Source organism: Prodigiosinella aquatilis (assembly GCA_030388725.1).
Classification (GTDB): domain Bacteria; phylum Pseudomonadota; class Gammaproteobacteria; order Enterobacterales; family Enterobacteriaceae; genus Prodigiosinella; species Prodigiosinella aquatilis.
The window spans coordinates 4,130,291-4,148,575 of the sequence record CP128857.1 but is presented as its reverse complement, the minus strand read 5'-3'; the positions used below and the strand labels follow the sequence as shown (position 1 = coordinate 4,148,575).

17 protein-coding genes and 2 pseudogenes are annotated in these 18,285 nt (G+C 47.9%); 8 read left to right on the top strand and 11 right to left on the bottom strand.

Going from position 1 to position 18,285, the window contains the following annotated elements; all coding sequences use genetic code 11:
- Positions 1-46: 46 nt before the first annotated feature.
- A complete protein-coding gene (gene ftsZ / locus PCO85_19360) occupies positions 47-1,198 on the top strand; it encodes a cell division protein FtsZ (GenBank protein WJV53297.1) in 1,152 nt (383 codons plus the stop codon).
- Between the two features lie 100 nt (positions 1,199-1,298).
- Positions 1,299-2,216: a UDP-3-O-acyl-N-acetylglucosamine deacetylase gene (gene lpxC, locus PCO85_19355; protein WJV53296.1), complete on the top strand. Its 918-nt coding sequence runs from the start codon at positions 1,299-1,301 to the stop codon at positions 2,214-2,216.
- A gap of 22 nt (positions 2,217-2,238) precedes the next feature.
- Here lpxC and PCO85_19350 read toward each other — a convergent pair whose 3' ends face one another.
- The gene (locus PCO85_19350) at positions 2,239-2,757 is read right to left on the bottom strand and encodes a DciA family protein (GenBank protein ID WJV53295.1); all 519 of its coding nucleotides are present in this window, start codon (positions 2,755-2,757) and stop codon (positions 2,239-2,241) included.
- 28 nt (positions 2,758-2,785) lie between these two features.
- On the opposite strand from PCO85_19350, the gene secM reads away from it, so the two are divergent.
- The 3 genes from secM to mutT all read left to right on the top strand — a co-directional run bounded on the left by secM (position 2,786) and on the right by mutT (position 6,680).
- Positions 2,786-3,295 (top strand): secA translation cis-regulator SecM, encoded by a 510-nt coding sequence (gene secM, locus PCO85_19345; GenBank protein ID WJV53294.1) that lies wholly within the window; start codon positions 2,786-2,788, stop codon positions 3,293-3,295.
- Between the two features lie 101 nt (positions 3,296-3,396).
- Positions 3,397-6,093 carry a preprotein translocase subunit SecA gene (secA, locus tag PCO85_19340; GenBank protein WJV53293.1) on the top strand — a complete coding sequence of 899 codons (2,697 nt, stop codon included), beginning with the start codon at positions 3,397-3,399 and terminating at the stop codon, positions 6,091-6,093.
- Positions 6,094-6,284: 191 nt separating this feature from the next.
- Positions 6,285-6,680 (top strand): 8-oxo-dGTP diphosphatase MutT, encoded by a 396-nt coding sequence (mutT, locus tag PCO85_19335; GenBank protein WJV53292.1) that lies wholly within the window; start codon positions 6,285-6,287, stop codon positions 6,678-6,680.
- Between the two features lie 24 nt (positions 6,681-6,704).
- On the opposite strand, the gene yacG is transcribed toward mutT, so the two are convergent.
- Genes yacG through coaE form a run of 3 tightly spaced genes read right to left on the bottom strand, consistent with a single transcriptional unit; the run spans position 6,705 to position 8,277 of the window.
- On the bottom strand, positions 6,705-6,902 hold the full coding sequence (gene yacG / locus PCO85_19330; protein WJV53291.1) for a DNA gyrase inhibitor YacG: 198 nt from the start codon (positions 6,900-6,902) through the stop codon (positions 6,705-6,707).
- 9 nt (positions 6,903-6,911) lie between these two features.
- A complete protein-coding gene (zapD, locus tag PCO85_19325) occupies positions 6,912-7,664 on the bottom strand; it encodes a cell division protein ZapD (protein ID WJV53290.1) in 753 nt (250 codons plus the stop codon).
- Complete coding sequence (gene coaE, locus PCO85_19320; GenBank protein WJV53289.1) at positions 7,657-8,277, bottom strand: dephospho-CoA kinase; 621 nt, start codon at positions 8,275-8,277, stop codon at positions 7,657-7,659. The genes zapD and coaE overlap by 8 nt, the downstream gene beginning before the upstream one ends.
- A gap of 173 nt (positions 8,278-8,450) precedes the next feature.
- Between coaE and PCO85_19315 the strand changes: the two genes are divergently transcribed.
- A complete protein-coding gene (locus tag PCO85_19315) occupies positions 8,451-9,491 on the top strand; it encodes a GMP reductase (protein ID WJV53288.1) in 1,041 nt (346 codons plus the stop codon).
- 18 nt (positions 9,492-9,509) lie between these two features.
- Here PCO85_19315 and hofC read toward each other — a convergent pair whose 3' ends face one another.
- The 4 genes from hofC to nadC all read right to left on the bottom strand — a co-directional run bounded on the left by hofC (position 9,510) and on the right by nadC (position 13,681).
- A complete protein-coding gene (gene hofC, locus PCO85_19310) occupies positions 9,510-10,712 on the bottom strand; it encodes a protein transport protein HofC (GenBank protein WJV53287.1) in 1,203 nt (400 codons plus the stop codon).
- A 9-nt stretch (positions 10,713-10,721) separates the two neighbouring features.
- Entirely contained in the window at positions 10,722-12,140 is a 1,419-nt protein-coding gene (gspE, locus tag PCO85_19305; protein WJV53286.1) for a type II secretion system protein GspE, read from the bottom strand.
- Positions 12,141-12,142: 2 nt separating this feature from the next.
- The gene (gene ppdD / locus PCO85_19300; protein ID WJV56144.1) at positions 12,143-12,589 is read right to left on the bottom strand and encodes a prepilin peptidase-dependent pilin; all 447 of its coding nucleotides are present in this window, start codon (positions 12,587-12,589) and stop codon (positions 12,143-12,145) included.
- Positions 12,590-12,790: 201 nt separating this feature from the next.
- Positions 12,791-13,681 carry a carboxylating nicotinate-nucleotide diphosphorylase gene (nadC, locus tag PCO85_19295; protein ID WJV53285.1) on the bottom strand — a complete coding sequence of 297 codons (891 nt, stop codon included), beginning with the start codon at positions 13,679-13,681 and terminating at the stop codon, positions 12,791-12,793.
- Between the two features lie 366 nt (positions 13,682-14,047).
- Between nadC and ampD the strand changes: the two genes are divergently transcribed.
- Together ampD and ampE are read left to right on the top strand one after the other, a co-directional pair.
- The gene (gene ampD / locus PCO85_19290; protein WJV53284.1) at positions 14,048-14,599 is read left to right on the top strand and encodes a 1,6-anhydro-N-acetylmuramyl-L-alanine amidase AmpD; all 552 of its coding nucleotides are present in this window, start codon (positions 14,048-14,050) and stop codon (positions 14,597-14,599) included.
- A gap of 17 nt (positions 14,600-14,616) precedes the next feature.
- Positions 14,617-15,471, top strand: a complete 855-nt coding sequence (gene ampE, locus PCO85_19285) for a beta-lactamase regulator AmpE (protein ID WJV53283.1) — start codon at positions 14,617-14,619, stop codon at positions 15,469-15,471.
- Here the strand turns inward: ampE and PCO85_19280 are convergent.
- The 3 genes and pseudogenes from PCO85_19280 to PCO85_19270 all read right to left on the bottom strand — a co-directional run bounded on the left by PCO85_19280 (position 15,472) and on the right by PCO85_19270 (position 17,742).
- Positions 15,472-15,624 (bottom strand): annotated as a pseudogene (locus PCO85_19280) (alpha-N-arabinofuranosidase).
- Positions 15,618-16,172, bottom strand: a pseudogene (locus PCO85_19275) (MFS transporter). Before PCO85_19275 ends, PCO85_19280 begins: the two co-directional pseudogenes overlap by 7 nt.
- A 214-nt stretch (positions 16,173-16,386) precedes the next feature.
- Positions 16,387-17,742, bottom strand: a complete 1,356-nt coding sequence (locus PCO85_19270) for an amino acid permease (protein ID WJV53282.1) — start codon at positions 17,740-17,742, stop codon at positions 16,387-16,389.
- Positions 17,743-18,285: the final 543 nt, after the last annotated feature.

Sequence of the window (18,285 nt, the reverse complement as noted above, 5' to 3'; positions counted from 1 at the left end):
ACTTTTTTGATCTCGAAGTAACACAGGCACAAAACGGAGAGAAATTATGTTTGAACCTATGGAATTAACCAATGACGCGGTGATTAAAGTCATCGGCGTTGGTGGCGGTGGCGGTAACGCTGTCGAACACATGGTGCGTGAACGCATTGAAGGTGTTGAATTCTTTGCGGTAAACACCGATGCACAGGCACTGCGCAAAACCGCGGTAGGTCAGACCATTCAGATCGGTAGTGGTATTACCAAAGGTCTGGGGGCTGGCGCAAACCCGGAAGTGGGACGCAATTCAGCAGAAGAAGATCGTGAAGCACTGCGCACTGCGCTGGAAGGTGCGGATATGGTATTCATCGCTGCTGGCATGGGGGGGGGAACGGGTACTGGTGCCGCTCCTGTCGTGGCCGAAGTGGCAAAAGATTTGGGCATTCTTACGGTTGCGGTGGTTACCAAACCGTTTAATTTTGAAGGTAAAAAGCGGATGGCTTTTGCCGAGCAAGGGATTGCAGAGTTGTCCAAACATGTGGACTCTTTGATTACGATTCCAAATGACAAATTGTTGAAAGTGCTGGGGCGTGGTATTTCGCTGCTGGACGCTTTTGGTGCGGCAAACGACGTATTGAAAGGCGCGGTACAGGGGATCGCTGAGCTGATTACTCGTCCGGGTTTGATGAATGTGGACTTTGCAGACGTGCGTACCGTGATGTCTGAAATGGGTTATGCCATGATGGGGTCAGGTGTCGCTCGTGGTGAAGATCGTGCTGAAGAAGCGGCTGAGATGGCAATTTCCAGTCCGTTGCTGGAGGATATTGATCTGTCTGGCGCGCGTGGTGTGCTGGTTAACATCACTGCCGGTTTCGATCTGCGTCTGGATGAATTTGAAACTGTTGGTAATACCATTCGCGCATTTGCATCTGACAATGCAACTGTGGTTATCGGTACATCGTTGGATCCAGATATGAACGATGAACTGCGTGTAACGGTTGTTGCTACCGGTATCGGTATGGATAAGCGTCCAGAAATCACGTTGGTTACGAATAAACAAAGCAGTCAACCTGTCATGGATCACCGTTACCAGCAACATGGCATGACACCGTTGACGCAGGAGAAACCAGCCGCGAAAGTGGTGAATGATCCGAATACTCAGACTAATAAAGAGCCTGATTATCTGGATATTCCCGCCTTCTTGCGTAAGCAGGCTGATTAATCTGACCGTAAGGTTGGCATCTCCGCTCTTTGTGCTAAACTGTGCCGTCGGCCTTTGTATAAACTAAGGCCGTAGGTTCAGATAATTGCGAGATAAAACGATGATCAAACAACGAACTTTAAAGCGTATTGTACAGGCGACAGGGGTCGGTTTGCATACCGGCAAGAAAGTCACCTTGACTATGCGCCCTGCACCGGCTAACACCGGGGTCATCTATCGCCGTACTGACTTGAATCCACCGGTTGATTTTCCAGCTGACGCAAAATCAGTGCGTGATACCATGCTTTGTACTTGCTTGGTTAATGAGCATGATGTTCGTATTTCTACAGTAGAACATCTGAATGCCGCTCTCGCTGGCTTGGGCATTGATAACATTGTTATTGATGTTGATGCACCTGAAATTCCAATCATGGATGGCAGCGCCAGTCCATTTGTTTATTTACTGTTGGATGCGGGTATTGAAGAGCTGAACTGTGCTAAAAAGTTCGTTCGTATCAAACAGCCTGTGCGTGTTGAAGACGGTGATAAATGGGCTGAGTTGACACCATTTAATGGTTTTAGCTTGGATTTTACCATCGACTTTAATCACCCAGCGATTGGTGCCGGTGCTCAGCGTTATTGCCTGGATTTTTCCGCCGATGCTTTTGTTCGTCAGATCAGCCGGGCACGCACGTTTGGTTTTATGCGTGATATTGAATATCTGCAGTCTCGAGGGTTGTGCCTGGGCGGCAGTTTCGATTGTGCTATCGTCGTTGATGATTATCGTGTCTTAAATGAAGACGGTTTGCGTTTTGATGATGAATTTGTCCGTCACAAAATGTTAGACGCGATTGGTGATTTGTTTATGTGCGGTCATAACATCATCGGTGCATTCACGGCATTTAAGTCAGGTCACGCGCTTAACAACAAGCTGTTGCAGGCCGTGCTGGCGAAACAGGAAGCATGGGAATATGTCACCTTTGAAAACGAGGCTGAAATGCCTTTGGCTTTCAAAGCACCTTCTACTGTGTTGGCCTGATAGCCAAAGATTCTGATTACTGCTACGACTGGTTTTTGCTGGTACTCTCTCCGGCCAGCGATGCCAGTCGTTCTAATACTCGTTTTAATCCCTCTGGACTTTGATTTGCCAATCCCTTCAACATATCAGCACTTTGTGGACTCAGTTTTCTTAATGCCGTCGTAGATGATCCCTTTGTGTGTGGTGATGCTTCTTTTCTCTCGTTTTCATACGCTTTTGCGGCCATCTCTGGATTAATCCTGATGTCGATCGCAGCTAATGATGGTAGTATTTGTGCACGTAGTGCAGAGAGTAGCGTTGGCTGTTCATAACGTAACCGCATCATCCAACTGGCATTAGCGGTTTCAAGCACTAACAGATTGTGTCGGTAATTGGCGACCCGGCACCAGGGGTGCAGTTGTGCCGGTAATAGTGCGCTAACGGCCCGATTAAGTTTTAATAATGCGATAGCGCGTTGCTGGATATCCCGTAGTGGACTATTTTTCGCATCCGATGCGCTATCGAAAAGATATTCCAATGAATGTGGGCGGCTATCACGCATAACGCAGGCTCCGACGGACAGTAAACTTGTGATTGGTATTCTAAATCGTTGGCGACAATTTGGTAGGCGTTATTTCTGGCCGCATCTTCTGTTGGGGATGGTCGCGGCGAGTCTTGGTTTGCCTAACAGTCTGGGAGAATCGCAGAATCCGTCGTCACTATCAAATTCCTCTTCGGCAATAAGCCGCCAGAATTCGGTTTCTTTTGATTTTACTGACCTGGTGGCGTTGAAGGATTCACACCGCCGTTCATCGTTTAGCGTTGATTACTGGCATCGGCATGCCATACGCACGGTGATTCGCCATTTGTCTTTTGCACTAACTATTCCTCAGTCAAGTAATTTTGTACCGTCTGAATCTGCGTCTACTGTACACCATCAGGTATTACTTGAAACACTGAATGCACTGTTGACACATGAAGTTAAACCGCTAACGTTGTCTGTTGCGGCGGAATATCATTTTCCTCTCCCTTCTGTTATTCATCAGCCCGGACTCTGGTTGGCTCAGACTCAGGGTATTCGAGCAGGTCCTTGTGCGTAACGCCGATAACGTTAACGCTATAGCGACGAGTTATAGTTTCCTGAAATTTTCTGATGTTATGCCATTACTGAAAGAATGGCATTGTTGAGATTAAAATTACTATGTTAATGAAATTTTTAACCAAAGTTTTTGGTAGTCGTAACGATCGTACTTTGCGCCGTATGCGTAAAGTGGTGGATGTGATTAATCGTCTCGAGCCCGATATGGAAGCGCTTTCTGATGAGGCACTGAAAGCGAAAACCCAGGAATTCCGCGAACGTCTTAAAAATGGTGAAAAGTTAGAAGCATTGTTACCCGAATCTTTTGCGGTAGTGCGTGAAGCCAGTAAGCGTGTTTTTGGCATGCGTCATTTCGATGTGCAGTTAATGGGCGGGATAGTACTTAATGAGCGCTGCATTGCAGAAATGCGTACTGGTGAGGGTAAAACGCTAACTGCAACGCTACCGGCTTATCTGAATGCTTTGACCGGACGCGGTGTGCATGTTGTGACGGTGAATGATTATCTGGCGCAGCGTGATGCTGAGAATAACCGCCCGCTGTTTGAATTTCTTGGCTTGACGGTGGGAATTAACCTGCCTGGCATGCCTGCTCCTGCGAAACGCGAAGCGTATGGTGCTGATATTACCTACGGTACCAATAATGAATACGGCTTTGACTATCTGCGTGACAATATGGCTTTCAGCCCGGAAGAGCGCGTACAGCGCCAGCTTTATTATGCGTTGGTGGATGAAGTTGACTCCATTCTGATCGATGAAGCCCGTACCCCACTTATTATTTCCGGTCCGGCAGAAGACAGTTCTGAACTTTATATCCGCGTTAACAAAATCATTCCTTACTTGATTCGCCAAGAAAAGGAGGATTCAGACACTTTCCAGGGAGAAGGTCACTTCTCTGTAGATGAAAAAGCGCGTCAGGTTAACCTGACTGAGCGCGGTCTGGTGGTGATTGAAGAGTTGTTGGTGAAAGAAGGCATTATGGATGAGGGTGAGTCATTGTATTCACCGACCAATATTATGCTGATGCATCACATCACTGCTGCATTGCGTGCACATGTGCTATTCACCAAAGATGTTGATTATATTGTTAAAGATGATGAAGTAATCATCGTAGATGAGCATACGGGCCGTACAATGCAGGGGCGTCGTTGGTCTGATGGCTTACACCAGGCAGTGGAAGCGAAAGAGAATGTAACGATTCAGAATGAAAACCAGACACTGGCATCAATCACTTTCCAGAACTATTTCCGCCTGTATGAAAAACTGGCCGGGATGACGGGGACGGCGGATACTGAAGCGTTTGAATTCAGTTCTATTTATAAGCTGGACACTATTGTTGTCCCGACCAACCGTCCGATGATCCGTAAAGATCTGCCTGATTTAGTGTACATGTCTGAACAGGAAAAAATTAACGCGATTATTGAAGATATCAAAGATCGTGCCGCCAATGGGCAGCCGATTCTGGTCGGCACCATTTCGATCGAAAAATCAGAAGTTGTATCACATGCACTGACGGCTGCGGGCATCAAGCACAGTGTATTGAACGCCAAGTTCCATGCAATGGAAGCGGATATTGTTGCTCAGGCGGGGCAGCCTGGTGCCGTAACGATTGCTACTAATATGGCTGGGCGCGGTACAGACATCGTGTTGGGTGGTAGCTGGCAGGCGGAAATCGCACATCTGGAGGCCCCGGATGAAGAGCAGATCGCGGCCATTAAAGCTGCCTGGCAGAAAAGGCATGATGCGGTGCTGGCGTCAGGTGGTCTGCATATCATTGGTACCGAACGCCATGAGTCTCGTCGAATTGACAACCAACTGCGTGGTCGTTCTGGTCGCCAGGGTGATGCTGGTTCCTCTCGCTTCTATCTGTCGATGGAAGATGCACTAATGCGTATCTTTGCCTCTGATCGTGTTTCCAACATGATGCGTAAGCTGGGTATGAAAGAAGGCGAGTCCATTGAGCACCCATGGGTGACCAAAGCGATTGCTAATGCACAACGTAAAGTTGAAAGTCGTAACTTTGATATTCGTAAGCAATTGCTGGAGTACGATGATGTGGCCAACGATCAGCGCCGGGCCATCTACAGTCAGCGCAATGAATTACTTGATGTTTCTGATATCAGTGAAACGATTAACAGTATTCGTGAGGATGTATTCAAAGCCACGCTTGATAGCTATATTCCGCCACAGTCGCTGGAGGAAATGTGGGATATCGACGGGCTGCAACGGCGCCTGAACGCTGATTTTGATCTGGACCTACCGATTAGCGAATGGCTGGATAAAGAGCCTGAGCTGCATGAAGAGACGCTTCGCGAGCGTATTTATGAACAGGCGGTGGAAGTTTATCATCAGAAAGAAGAGGTTGTGGGCAGTGAAGTGATACATAACTTTGAGAAAGGTGTGATGTTACAAACGCTGGACTCATTGTGGAAAGAGCATTTGGCGGCGATGGACTATCTGCGTCAGGGAATTCATCTCCGTGGTTACGCTCAGAAAGATCCTAAACAGGAATATAAACGCGAGTCGTTTTCCATGTTTGCGGCTATGCTGGAATCGCTGAAATATGAAGTGATAAGCACCTTGAGTAAAGTTCAGGTGAGAATGCCAGAAGAGATAGAAGCGCTGGAACAGCAACGCCGTGAAGAGGCCGAACGCCTGGCTCGTCAGCAGCAACTAAGTCATCAGGATGATGTCACTGCGGGTATTCCTATCCAGGTCGATCGTAAAATTGGTCGCAATGACCCGTGTCCGTGCGGCTCTGGCAAAAAATATAAACAATGTCACGGTCGTATTCAGAAATAGGACTGGTTTGTTCGGCATAAGATGAAAGGCGGTCAATAACCTGAGCCTGAACACTCGGACATGTTATTTCGGTGAGCATGAGGATGGCGTGCCTGAGGGGACGCCTCTCCTCGTGTCAGACTAGAATATTCAGGTGTCTTGGTTGACGGGCATGATGAGTTAATGACCGTGTTTACGTGATGGAAGATATAATGACGCAAAAACCTTTATCCGTTGCGGTGGGGATTATTCGCAATGCCCAACGGCAGTTTTTTATCGCTTGTCGGCCCGCCGGTGTTCATATGGCAGGTATGTGGGAATTTCCGGGAGGAAAGGTCGAACAGGGAGAAACACCGGATCAGGCATTAATCCGGGAACTGTGTGAAGAAACCGGAATTGAAGCTATTGACCCACAACCATTGGACAGCAAAACATTTTCTATTGGTGATCGCCTGATTACGCTGCATTTTTTCCTGGTGGAGAACTGGCAGGGTGAGCCTTATGGTCGGGAAGGTCAGCCATCACGTTGGTTGGCTGCAGAGGAACTAAGAGAAGATGAATTTCCACCAGCAAATGCAGAGATGATCCGCTGGTTGAAAACGCATTAAGTCGCTGAGATTCCCACCACCAGATTAGTCTTTCTGTTCGCTCCAGTTTTCATTCTCAGAAATGTCTTCATTACTGGGAATGTATTTCTCTTCATCTGCCCATTCGCCAAGATCGATAAGTTGGCAGCGTTTGCTGCAGAAAGGGCGATAAGGACTTTGTTTGCCCCAGACTACCAGTTTGGCGCAGGTCGGGCATTTTACTGTGGTGATATTGTCATCCATTGTTTTCTCCTAACAGCAGGCCAGTTCAAACAGTAAACGTGGCGAAATTTGTCCATGTTCGCTATCCAATGGTAAGAAGCGAATGGCATAACGAGTTTTGTGACCAGAAATTTGTGGATAGATTTGACTCTCCAGCGCTATGCGTAAACGCAACAAATCGGTATCGGCGGCGTTGCCCTGATAAAAACCGTTCAGACTGGTTTGCGGACGAAATATTCCAGAGTAGCGGATCAGTTCCAGAATCATATCCAGTGAGTGTTTCAACGGAGAAAGTGAACTCATCCAGTCAGATATCTGGCTAGTCTTCTGCTCTTGCAACTGATGCAGCCAGATATGCAGAGTAGGTAAATCGAAGCTGCAACAACCACCGGGAATACTGAGCCGCTGACGCACCATGCTGATGAGGCGGTCTTCCCGTAAGCCTTGTCCCATCCGAGGGGCTGATACCAGGTTGGTGGACTGTTGTTTCAGGTTTCGTCGTAGAGTATTAATGCGCTCCATATCGACACCAGGTACTTCACTCCACTGCAATAGCTTATTTTGTTGGCGTTCTAGCTCTTTCAGTAATTCAGGCCGGGGATCGCCACGCTCAAGAATATCCAGCATATCCGCGATAGCACGGAAGAATGTCAGTGCAGTTCCGATATCATTCAGTGCATGATTGTCACACATCTGCTGTAGTAAAAACTCAATGCGTAACCAGGTGCGCATTTTCTCATTTAGTGGATATTCAAATAAAATCGTTGATGAAACATCACTCATTATTAGTAATCCTGTCTGTTGCTGCCAACTCAAGATAACGTTGATGTAAAGCAGCAATGCGCGGAGCGAGATCGCTCGGGCTACCGTTATTGTCAATGATATCATTGGCACAAGCCAGGCGCTGTTCCCGTGTCGCCTGGGATGACAGTATATTTTTCGCTTGCTGGCGACTGATCCCATCGCGGGCAAGAGTGCGTTCCAACTGGATTTCCGGGGAGACATCCACGACCAGAATGCGTTGTGCTCGCTGCTGTAAATTATTCTCGATTAAAAGAGGGACAACCCATAAGACGTAAGGACCAGGCGCAATCTGTAGCTGGCGTTGTGTTTCTGCGCTGATCAGTGGGTGGAGCAAGTTGTTCAGCCACTGTTTGTCTTCTGGAGCCGAGAAAATACGTTCACGCAGCGCGGCGCGGTTGAGAGTACCATCAGTGTTCAGTATGGCAATACCATATTTTTGTACAATTTTTTTCAGTGCCGGTTTACCCGGCTCAACAATCTGGCGGGCAATAATGTCCGCATCAATGGTGGTTATCCCCAATTTGGAGAAGCCCTCCGCTACTGTACTTTTACCGCTACCAATACCGCCAGTTAAGGCTACGATGTATGCCATTGTGTCAATCTGAAAAAAAGCGAAGTAAATTTACCGGATTCTAGCCCAAATAAAGGTAAATTCGCAGTCTTGTCGCAGGATTATTCATGCGTATGATAACGTCACTGGATATGGCACTTAATCACGACGATTATTTTCTTTGCAAATTTTCGCCGCTAACCAGGATGTATCTTATGCGTATTGAAGAAGATTTAAAGTTAGGTTTTAAAGACGTTCTTATTCGTCCGAAACGTTCCACCTTAAAAAGCCGCGCTGAAGTGGAGCTGGCACGTCAATTTACTTTTCTCCACGCAGGATGCGACTGGTCCGGTGTACCGGTTATTGCTGCCAATATGGACACCGTAGGTACATTTCGCATGGCACAGGTATTGGCGACATTTGATGTCTTAACTGCCGTGCATAAGCACTATTCCCTGGAGCAATGGCAACAGTTTGTCAAAGACTCTTCCACTTCCGTGTTGCGTCATGTAATGGTTTCTACTGGTACATCCGATAATGATTTTTCCAAGATGAAACAGATTTTGGCGTTGTCACCAGAACTGAAATTTATCTGCATTGATGTAGCCAATGGTTATTCCGAGCATTTCGTTACGTTCCTGCAAAAGGCGCGTGAAGCTTGTCCGGATAAAGTGATTTGTGCGGGCAATGTCGTGACCGGGGAGATGGTGGAAGAGCTTATCCTGTCTGGCGCGGATATTGTTAAAGTTGGTATCGGGCCTGGTTCCGTGTGTACGACACGCCTGAAGACTGGCGTGGGATACCCGCAGCTTTCTGCTGTTATTGAATGCGCGGATGCAGCGCACGGATTGGGTGGGCAAATTGTCAGTGATGGGGGATGTGCTTCTCCAGGGGATGTAGCCAAAGCCTTTGGCGGCGGAGCAGATTTCGTGATGTTGGGAGGCATGCTGGCTGCACATGATGAATGTGAGGGGGCGGTAGTGGAAGAGAATGGTGAGAAGCAAATGCTGTTTTACGGCATGAGTTCAACATCTGCCATGCAACGTCATGTCGGTGGTGTAGCGGAATATCGTGCAGCAGAGGGAAAAACCGTGAAGCTACCACTGCGTGGGCCGGTAGAAAATACTGTGCGTGATATCCTCGGTGGATTACGTTCAGCTTGTACCTATGTTGGCGCCTCTCGTCTAAAAGAACTGACCAAACGCACGACCTTTATCCGGGTAGTAGAACAAGAGAACCGTATTTTTAATCAGTAGTTATTGATGCTGGCTGGCTCAGGTTCCAGCCAGCACATTACCCAACTGGAATATCGGCAGGTACATGGCGACAACCAGTGTGCCAACCATTCCACCTACAATGACGAGTAATATGGGTTCGAGTGTTTGCGTTAGCGTTTCGGCAAACTGTTGGGTATGACGTTCGTACCATTCAGCCAATTGGGCAAACAGATTATCCAGTGCCCCGCTTTCTTCACCCACACGGATTAATTGCTGACAGGGGGCCGGGAACAGAAAAGAATCGTCGATTGCTTCACCCAGTGGTATTCCCTGCTGTATTTGCGACTGAATGTGCTGCAATGCATGTTGGTATATCCGATTGTTGAGACCGGAAGCCGCGGCCAATCCGGAAGGGAGCGAAACACCAGCATATTGTGTCATAGCCAGTGTATGAAAAATCTGACTTAGGCAGTTTCCTCGTATGATTTTTGAAACAACTGGCAGTTTCAACCACAGCCGTTGCTCCCGCGTTTTCCAGACACTATTCCGTTGACGCAGATGGATATAGATCGAGGAAACAAGAAACAGGATGAGGATACCGGAAACACTATAGTGTGTTATCAGATCAGACAATGTCAGCAGTGTCCGGGTAAACCAGGGCAAGGGCGCATCAAAAGAGGCGTAAAGCCGGGCGAACTCAGGCAATACCTGCGTCATCATTAACAAACTGACTGCTATGCCCACGGCAATAACAAAGCAAGGATAACGTAGTGCTTTGGCGACTTTTTGTCCTAGTTCCTGTTGTGTTTCCTGATATTGCGCCAGTTGCAGACAGCATTCATCCAATTTCCCTGTTAGTTCTCCAACGGTAATTAATGAGTAGCAAATAACGGGAAATATCATGGGGTAACTACGCAATGTTTCAGAGAGTGTCTTGCCCTGAGAAATCTGTACGCCAATATCTTGTAACAGGCAACGCCATCCTGGACGCTCGTGCTGTTCGGCAATCAGTGTCAGTGCATTCAATAGCGGTAATCCTGCCTGTAGCAGAGTCGCTAACTGGCGGATAATGGCGGTTAGCTCAGTAGTGCGCCAGTAGTGTTTGGTCAGGTATTGGCCGATTTTTACCCGTAAAGGTTGATACCCCAGTTCAATCAGATAGTCATAAATTTGCTGTTGCTGAAAACCAATACGTTCACCATAACAAAGTTCTCCATCTGTAGTGATTGCCTGCCAATAGTACAGTTTTTGTAACCTCATGTTTTCCCCTTAATTTGTAATATCACCTATGACCCGATAGACTTCTTCTTGAGAGGTAACACCTTCATTAACCAGAGATAATCCGGCAGATAGTAACGAAGGGAATACAGTTGAAGAGGCGTGGGCGGCTTGTTGGACCGGAATGTCTTCTGCTAATGCCTGCTGCATGTCAGGTGTGATAACCAACAATTCGTAAATGGCTGCACGGCCGTAATAACCGGAGAAACAGTGGTTGCATCCTTGGGCTGTCCAGCGGTGTAACGAGCCTTGCCAGAGATGTGGTGGTAAAGATAGTTCTGGTGTTGTGGACGTGCGGCAGTAAGGACACAACCGACGAACCAGACGCTGAGAGATGATCAGTCTTAGCGCTGCGGCTAATAAATAGCCGGGAACGCCCAATTGCCTTAGCCGAGTAAGTGTTTCAGCGGCTGAGTTAGTGTGCAAGGTGGATAGCACTAAGTGCCCGGTTTGTGCCGCATTCACTGCTATTTCAGCTGTTTCGGCATCACGGATTTCACCGACCATAATCACATCTGGATCTTGTCGCAACAGCGCCCGCAATACTCGCCCAAAGCTCAGGTTATTCTTGGTGTTTATCGCTGTTTGATTAATGCCCGTAAGTGGTATTTCCACGGGGTCTTCCACACTGCATATATTACGACTGGTGTCGTTGAGCCAGCGAATGGCGCTGTAGAGTGTAAAGGTTTTCCCACTGCCAGTGGGGCCAGTCACTAAAATCATGCCCTGAGGCAACTGAAGTGTTTTCATAAATTGTTGTAATGCCACCGGAGAGAGCCCCAGCGTTTCCAGTGTAAGTGCGTGCTGATGGGTCTGTAGTACCCGGAGCACCACTTTTTCGCCTTCCTGCACCGGCAATGTGGCGATACGAAATGAGTAGGATTGTTGGTCCAGTGACAGACTGAATTGCCCATCCTGAGGTAGTCGTCGTTCTGCAATATTCAGTTTCCCCATAATCTTGAGCCTTGCAGTGATACGCGGGGACAGTTCAGCAGCAACTGATGGAACTTCTTGCAATACACCATCGATGCGCAACCGAACACGATAGCCAGACGTCAGTGGTTCAAAATGGATATCGGATGCGCGTCGCTGTATTGCCAACTTCAGGGTTTGGTTGATGAATTGCACTACTGGTGCATCTTCACCGTCGTCTATTGTGTTTGGCGCCGTCTGATGCTGTTGTACATTTTCTGTCTCCTGATGAGGGTTCAGATGTTGCTCTAATCTGGCTACAGGCCACTGTTCAATCAATACATGTCGGTTGCTGGCAAAACGCAGAGCAGAAATTAACTCTTTCGATTCAGTACCGTTGATGGCGATGGATAAGGTCTGATCATCCATGTCCAGCAATAGCGCATGGTAGCGGTGGCATAGGGATGATAGTTCTTTGGACAGGTCATTATTCATCATGGTCAGCCTGCCGTATTATCAAAGCGGAACACATCCTGACAGGCTTGGCGCAAGCTCTCCGCGTCGGCATCAGTCTGGCAGTCCCTTGTCCAATGTGATGCACCGGTTTGCACATCCAGACTGGGCGTCATCACAACGCGTAATCCTTGCAGTGTTGACTGTCCCGTCAGGGAAATCGACCCTTGACTGACGGTAGATGCGCTGACATAGCGGGAGGTTGTCGCTGTCGGTATCCCCTGACTGCCAGCGTTACAAGTAGCAAAGCTAGCGTTGCTCAGACCACAGAGATCGATGGTGGTTTTGTAGGAAACCATGGTCTGGAGCATGTCTGTCATGGCGGCTTTTTGCAGATAGCCCTGATAAGCGGGAATGCCCAGGGAACTGAGTATGGCGATGATCACAATGACCACCATCAGCTCGATTAGCGTAAATCCATGCTGTTTCACGATATCAATCCTTGCTGTGACGGGTGGCGGCAGGATAGCGTTGCTGGTGTAACTTCGTCGATGTGGTGAAATCAGATCAGGAACTGTGCTCGGGGAAATTTTTGAGGATTACATTGAATAACGATTTTTTTGCGTAGTCGGTTACAGTTTTATTTGGTGTTCCAGGTGTGGCAGTAGGAAAAACCCGGCATTGCCGGGCTCGATTCAGTTTAAACGCATAGAGAGATCCAGTGCATGGACATGTTTAGTCAACGCACCAACCGAGATGTAATCGACACCGGTTTCGGCGTAGTCCCGTAACGTTTTCAAGGTGACATTACCGGAAACTTCCAGCAGAACCTGCCCTTGAGCAAGCTGTACTGCCTCACGGATTTTTTCCAGGCTGAAGTTATCCAGCATCACGATATCCGCACCTGCATCCAGTGCTTGTTGTAGTTCATCGAGGGTTTCCACTTCCACTTCAACCGGAACATCGCTGCGTAGCTTAAACGCCTGCTCTACCGCCTGCCTGATAGATCCGGCGGCAATAATATGGTTTTCCTTGATCAGGAAGGCATCAGATAATCCCAGGCGATGATTGCTGCCGCCGCCGCATAAAACCGCATATTTCAATGCTGTTCGTAATCCGGGCAGCGTTTTGCGGGTATCCAGCAACTGAGCGTGAGTTCCTGCCAGCAACTTCACATATCGGCTGACTTCTGTGGCGATGCCGGACAGTGTCTGCAGAAAATTAAGTGCGGTACGTTCTCCAGTTAAAAGTTGACGCGACGGCCCTTGCAAGCGGCACAGTGGCTGATTTTCCGTCAGCAGTGAGCCATCTTTCACATACCATTCCACACTGACCTGATCGCCAAGCTGGTGGAAGACTTCTTCCAACCAGTGTTGCCCGCAGAAGATACCGGCTTCACGAGTGATAATGACGGCGGTTGCTGATTTGTCATCTGGCAGTAGTAGGGCAGTGATATCCTGTTGTACATCAACCTCACCACCCAAATCTTCGCATAACGCCAGACGAACGCAGACCGGAATATCATTCTCAATGCGTTTTAACAACATTGCCTGGCGTTGTTCCTGACTATAACGACGAGTAGTCATCGTATAAAAACTCCGAGAGGGATCCGGAGGCTTATGCTACCTTGTTTATGCAATGACATCCAATTTGAATGTTTTTATAATTCAAAATGTTACTTGTTATTCTGGGCGGTTCACGCAGATATCGCCAGTATGAAGGATAATGCGAAGCGCGGGTTGTCAGCCATCAAACATGACCTCATCCGTTTGCTGGAGCCGTTAAGGAGAGGGCATCACAATCGAATTTAATGATAGGATAATCAATAATAGCTTTATATCCAGCCGGTTAGTCTGGTTTCTGGAAACGTGCTACTCTTTTTGCCGAGATCGTGCGGCAGTGTAATAGACCGATATCGATCTTCATGGTGCATTGATGTAAGGGTTCTGCTGATGAGATTGGAGAATGGCTGGTTATCAGGGGTCACGCGTGTTCCGTCTCCCTATCATGATGATCGGCCGGAGAATGAACTACCTTCCTTGCTGGTGGTACATAATATTAGTCTTCCGCCTGGTGAGTTTGGCGGCCCTTATATTGATCAATTATTTACCGGCACGTTGGATGCAGCTGCACATCCCTATTTTGCGGATATTTGTCATCTGCATGTCTCTGCCCATTGTTTGATTCGCCGCGATGGTAGCATTGTTCAGTATGTGTCGTTTGATAAACGGGCTTGGCACGCGGGTGTTTCACACTTTGAAGGGCGTGAGCGTTGTAATGATTTTTCCATCGGTATTGAGCTGGAAGGAACCGATACGCTACCTTTTACCACCGAACAGTATTCTCAATTGGCGACAATGACTCGCCTGTTGTGCCGTGCTTATCCGATTACGCCATCACGCATTACCGGGCACAGTGATATTGCTCCCGGACGCAAAACCGATCCTGGCCCGGCCTTTGACTGGGATTTTTTCCAGCATTTGTGGCAGGCTCACCTGGATTAAGAAGGGAGTAACAACAGATGACGCTGTTTACATTATTATTGGGGTTAGGGTGGGAGCGCTTGTTTAAACAAGGTGAACACTGGCAGTTGGATCATCATTTGGAAGTGTTGTTCCGCCACCTTTCACCTCCCACATTGTTTCAGACAATTACGCTGACCTGTTTCAGTATGGGTGCAGTGGCGTTGGTATTGTGGTTTTTCAGCGGACTCTTGTTTGGTGTGATTTTGCTTCTGTTATGGATTGCGATTTGTCTGCTTTGCATTGGCGCCGGTGAAGTAAGGCAGCATTATCATCGTTACCTGCAGGCCGCGGATCGCGGTGAAGCCGATGCCTGCCGGGAGATGGAGGCGGAATTGTCATTAATACATGGCTTGCCAGTGGAAAGTGGTGAGCATGAACGGCTGAAGGAGTTACAAAACGCGCTGTTGTGGATTAATTTTCGCTTTTATCTGGCACCAATATTCTGGTTTATCGTGGCGGGCCCATATGGACCGGTAGCGCTGGTGGGATACTCTTTTTTGCGAGCCAGACAAGCTTGCCTAGCCCGGCACCATACGCCACTGGACCGTGCCCGTTCAGGCGTGGATTCGCTGCTTCACTGGCTCGATTGGATCCCGGTCCGATTGGCTGGCGTGGCTTATGCATTGCTCGGACATGGTGAAAAAGCATTACCCGCATGGTTTGCTGCGCTAGGGGATTTCCATAGCTCGCAATATTGGGTATTAACCCAGTTGGCCCAGTTCTCACTGGCCCGAGAGCCTCATGTTGATCAAGTCGAAGCACCAAAAGCGGCGGTTACTCTGGCGAAGAAAGTGACGCTGGCGATTGTGGTTGTCGTGTCGTTGCTGACTATTTACGGTGCGTTGGTGTAATCATTGTTCAGCCGGCGGTATGCCGAAATCTGGCATACCATCGGCACTCCAGTTGAAGGTTTTGATACGCGTATGTCGGTTCGGATCCCACAAGGGGTCGCCCTCAATTTCCGTATAGTTACGTGCATGATAAACCAGCACGTCCTCGCCATCTGATAGCCGCGCGCTTTATTGTCACCGCCAAACCATTCTGCCAGCGGCAACAGCAATAGCGATAGAATCAGTGTGGCAATGCCGACCATCACAAAACGATAAGACTGGCAGGAAACGCGCTCGCCGGGATCGTTGGTGATAACGCCGCCCAGTGAACAGTAAGGAATATTAATCGCAGTATAGGCAAGCGACATCAGGAAGTAGGTGACAAAGGCATAGACCACCTTACTTTCATATTCCCAGTCCGGCGTGGTAAACATCAGCACGCTGAATATGACGTAAGGGACTGAAACCCATAATAACCATGGTCTAAAACGTCCCCAACGGCTACGCGTACGGTCGGCAATCGCGCCCATAATCGGATCGGTGATGGCATCTACTACCCGTACCGACAGTAGCAGGATGCCGACCATTGCCGGCGCCAGTCCGAAAATATCAGTGTAAAAGTAACTCAGGAATAACATGACGGCACCGTTGATCATATTGCAACCCGCATCGCCCATGCCGTAGCCAATCTTCTCTTTAACTGAAAGTGCTGTAGTGCTCATCGTCTGTTCCCACCCCTGGATGATAATCCTGTGTAGTGGAAAACATTATTGATGCTTATGTCTTCATCTGCGCAGCAGGAAACCGCCACACAGATAGATAAAATGGCTGAAGATGGGGAGGTGTGATGGAGTTAACAATACGTACATTGAAAATCATCGATACGGGGGGTATTCGAAATATCGTAGGGGGAGCCATTAATGGTCCCCCTTATCATTACGCTTTCTGCACTTTGCCCTTAATAAAATAGCCAATGCCCAGTATCAATATCCAGACCGGAATCAGTAGTACGGATATCCGAATACCCGGTGTCAGGTACATAATCACCAGAATGGCGGCCAGAAATAGCAGGCACAGATAGTTGCCAAATGGATATAACAGCGCTTTGAATTTAGTTTCTGTTCCTTCGCGCTCTTTTTGCGCACGGAATTTCAGATGTGCCAGACTGATCATCGCCCAGTTGATCACCAGTGCGGAGACCACCAGCGCCATCAACAGCTCAAACGCTTTACCGGGCACCAGATAGTTAATCAGTACACACGCTGCTGTCGCCAGAGCTGAAAGAGCAATCGCGACAACGGGGACACCACGGCTATCCATTTTCAGCAATACTTGTGGGCCGTTACCTTGTTTCGCCAAGCCATACAGCATACGGCTATTACAATATACACAGCTGTTGTAGACCGACAGCGCTGCGGTTAATACCACAATGTTTAAGACCGTTGCGACTATATTACTGTTCAATGCATGGAAAATCAGAACGAAAGGGCTACCACCTTCCACCACCTTTTCCCAAGGGTACAGTGATAACAATACCGTCAGGGAGCCAATGTAGAAAATCAGGATACGGTAGATAACCTGGTTGGTGGCGCGCGGAATGCTTTTTTCCGGGTCATCCGCTTCTGCAGCGGTAATACCGACCAGTTCCAGGCCACCAAAAGAGAACATGATGACGGCCATCGCCATGACCAACCCGTTAATACCATTCGGGAAAAATCCTCCCTGAGCCCATAGATTGGTAATAGTCGCTTCAGGTCCACCATGGCCGCTTATCAATAACCAACTGCCAAAGGCAATCATCCCGACAATGGCTGCAACCTTGATGATGGCAAACCAGAATTCCAGTTCGCCATACACTTTTACATTGGCCAGGTTGATGGCATTGATAAACAAAAAGAAGACGGTGGCAGAAACCCAGGTCGGAATATCTGGCCACCAGTATTGTACGTAAATGCCAACTGCGGTCAGTTCCGCCATGGCGACCAGTACATACAACACCCAATAATTCCAACCAGAAGCAAACCCGGCAAAATTACCCCAGTATTTATAGGCAAAATGGCTGAAAGATCCTGCTACAGGTTCCTCTACTACCATTTCTCCCAGTTGGCGCATGATGAAAAAAGCGATAATACCGCCAATGGCATATCCCAGCAGGACAGACGGCCCCGCCATTTTTATTGTCTGTGCGATGCCGAGAAACAGACCCGTACCTACTGCACCACCCAGGGCAATCAACTGTATATGACGGTTTTTTAAGCCACGCTGTAGCGTTCCGTCTTGTTGACCTTCCATTGTTTTAACCCTCTGCCAATGTAAGCCAAGGCAAGGAAATACCGCCAGCATGATAGCGCGGTTTTTTTTGCCTTTTTACGTTTATGTAATTTTATGTTTACGGGAGCCTATCGGATGAAAATGCCGAGCTATCTACCGTTCGTCAGAGAATAGTGATAAGCAATTAAGATTGCACTGATTTCTTGCTGATATTGAGAGGGAAATGCAGTGCAATGATACAAAGTTACCCCTTTGATGTTTTTTATCCTTTCTCATTACCAGTAGATTCCCGATTTCACGTTGATCCGAACACATTGCACATGTATTTAAAGCGCCTTGCACAAGGCCAGAACAGCCTTTCATGGCAAATGTGAATTTAAATTCTATTTTAGTGAATTAATATTCATAAATTAGTCATTTAAACGGTTCAGCTTTGCCTGAAATTGGTTTCAAAAAAGTTAAAATAATTGGATGGGAGCAATGGTAATACCACTGACCTCTTAGGCCTTTGCAGCATATATTTCAGGCATTTGTTAAAATTTAAGGGGATTGGTAATTTAGCGC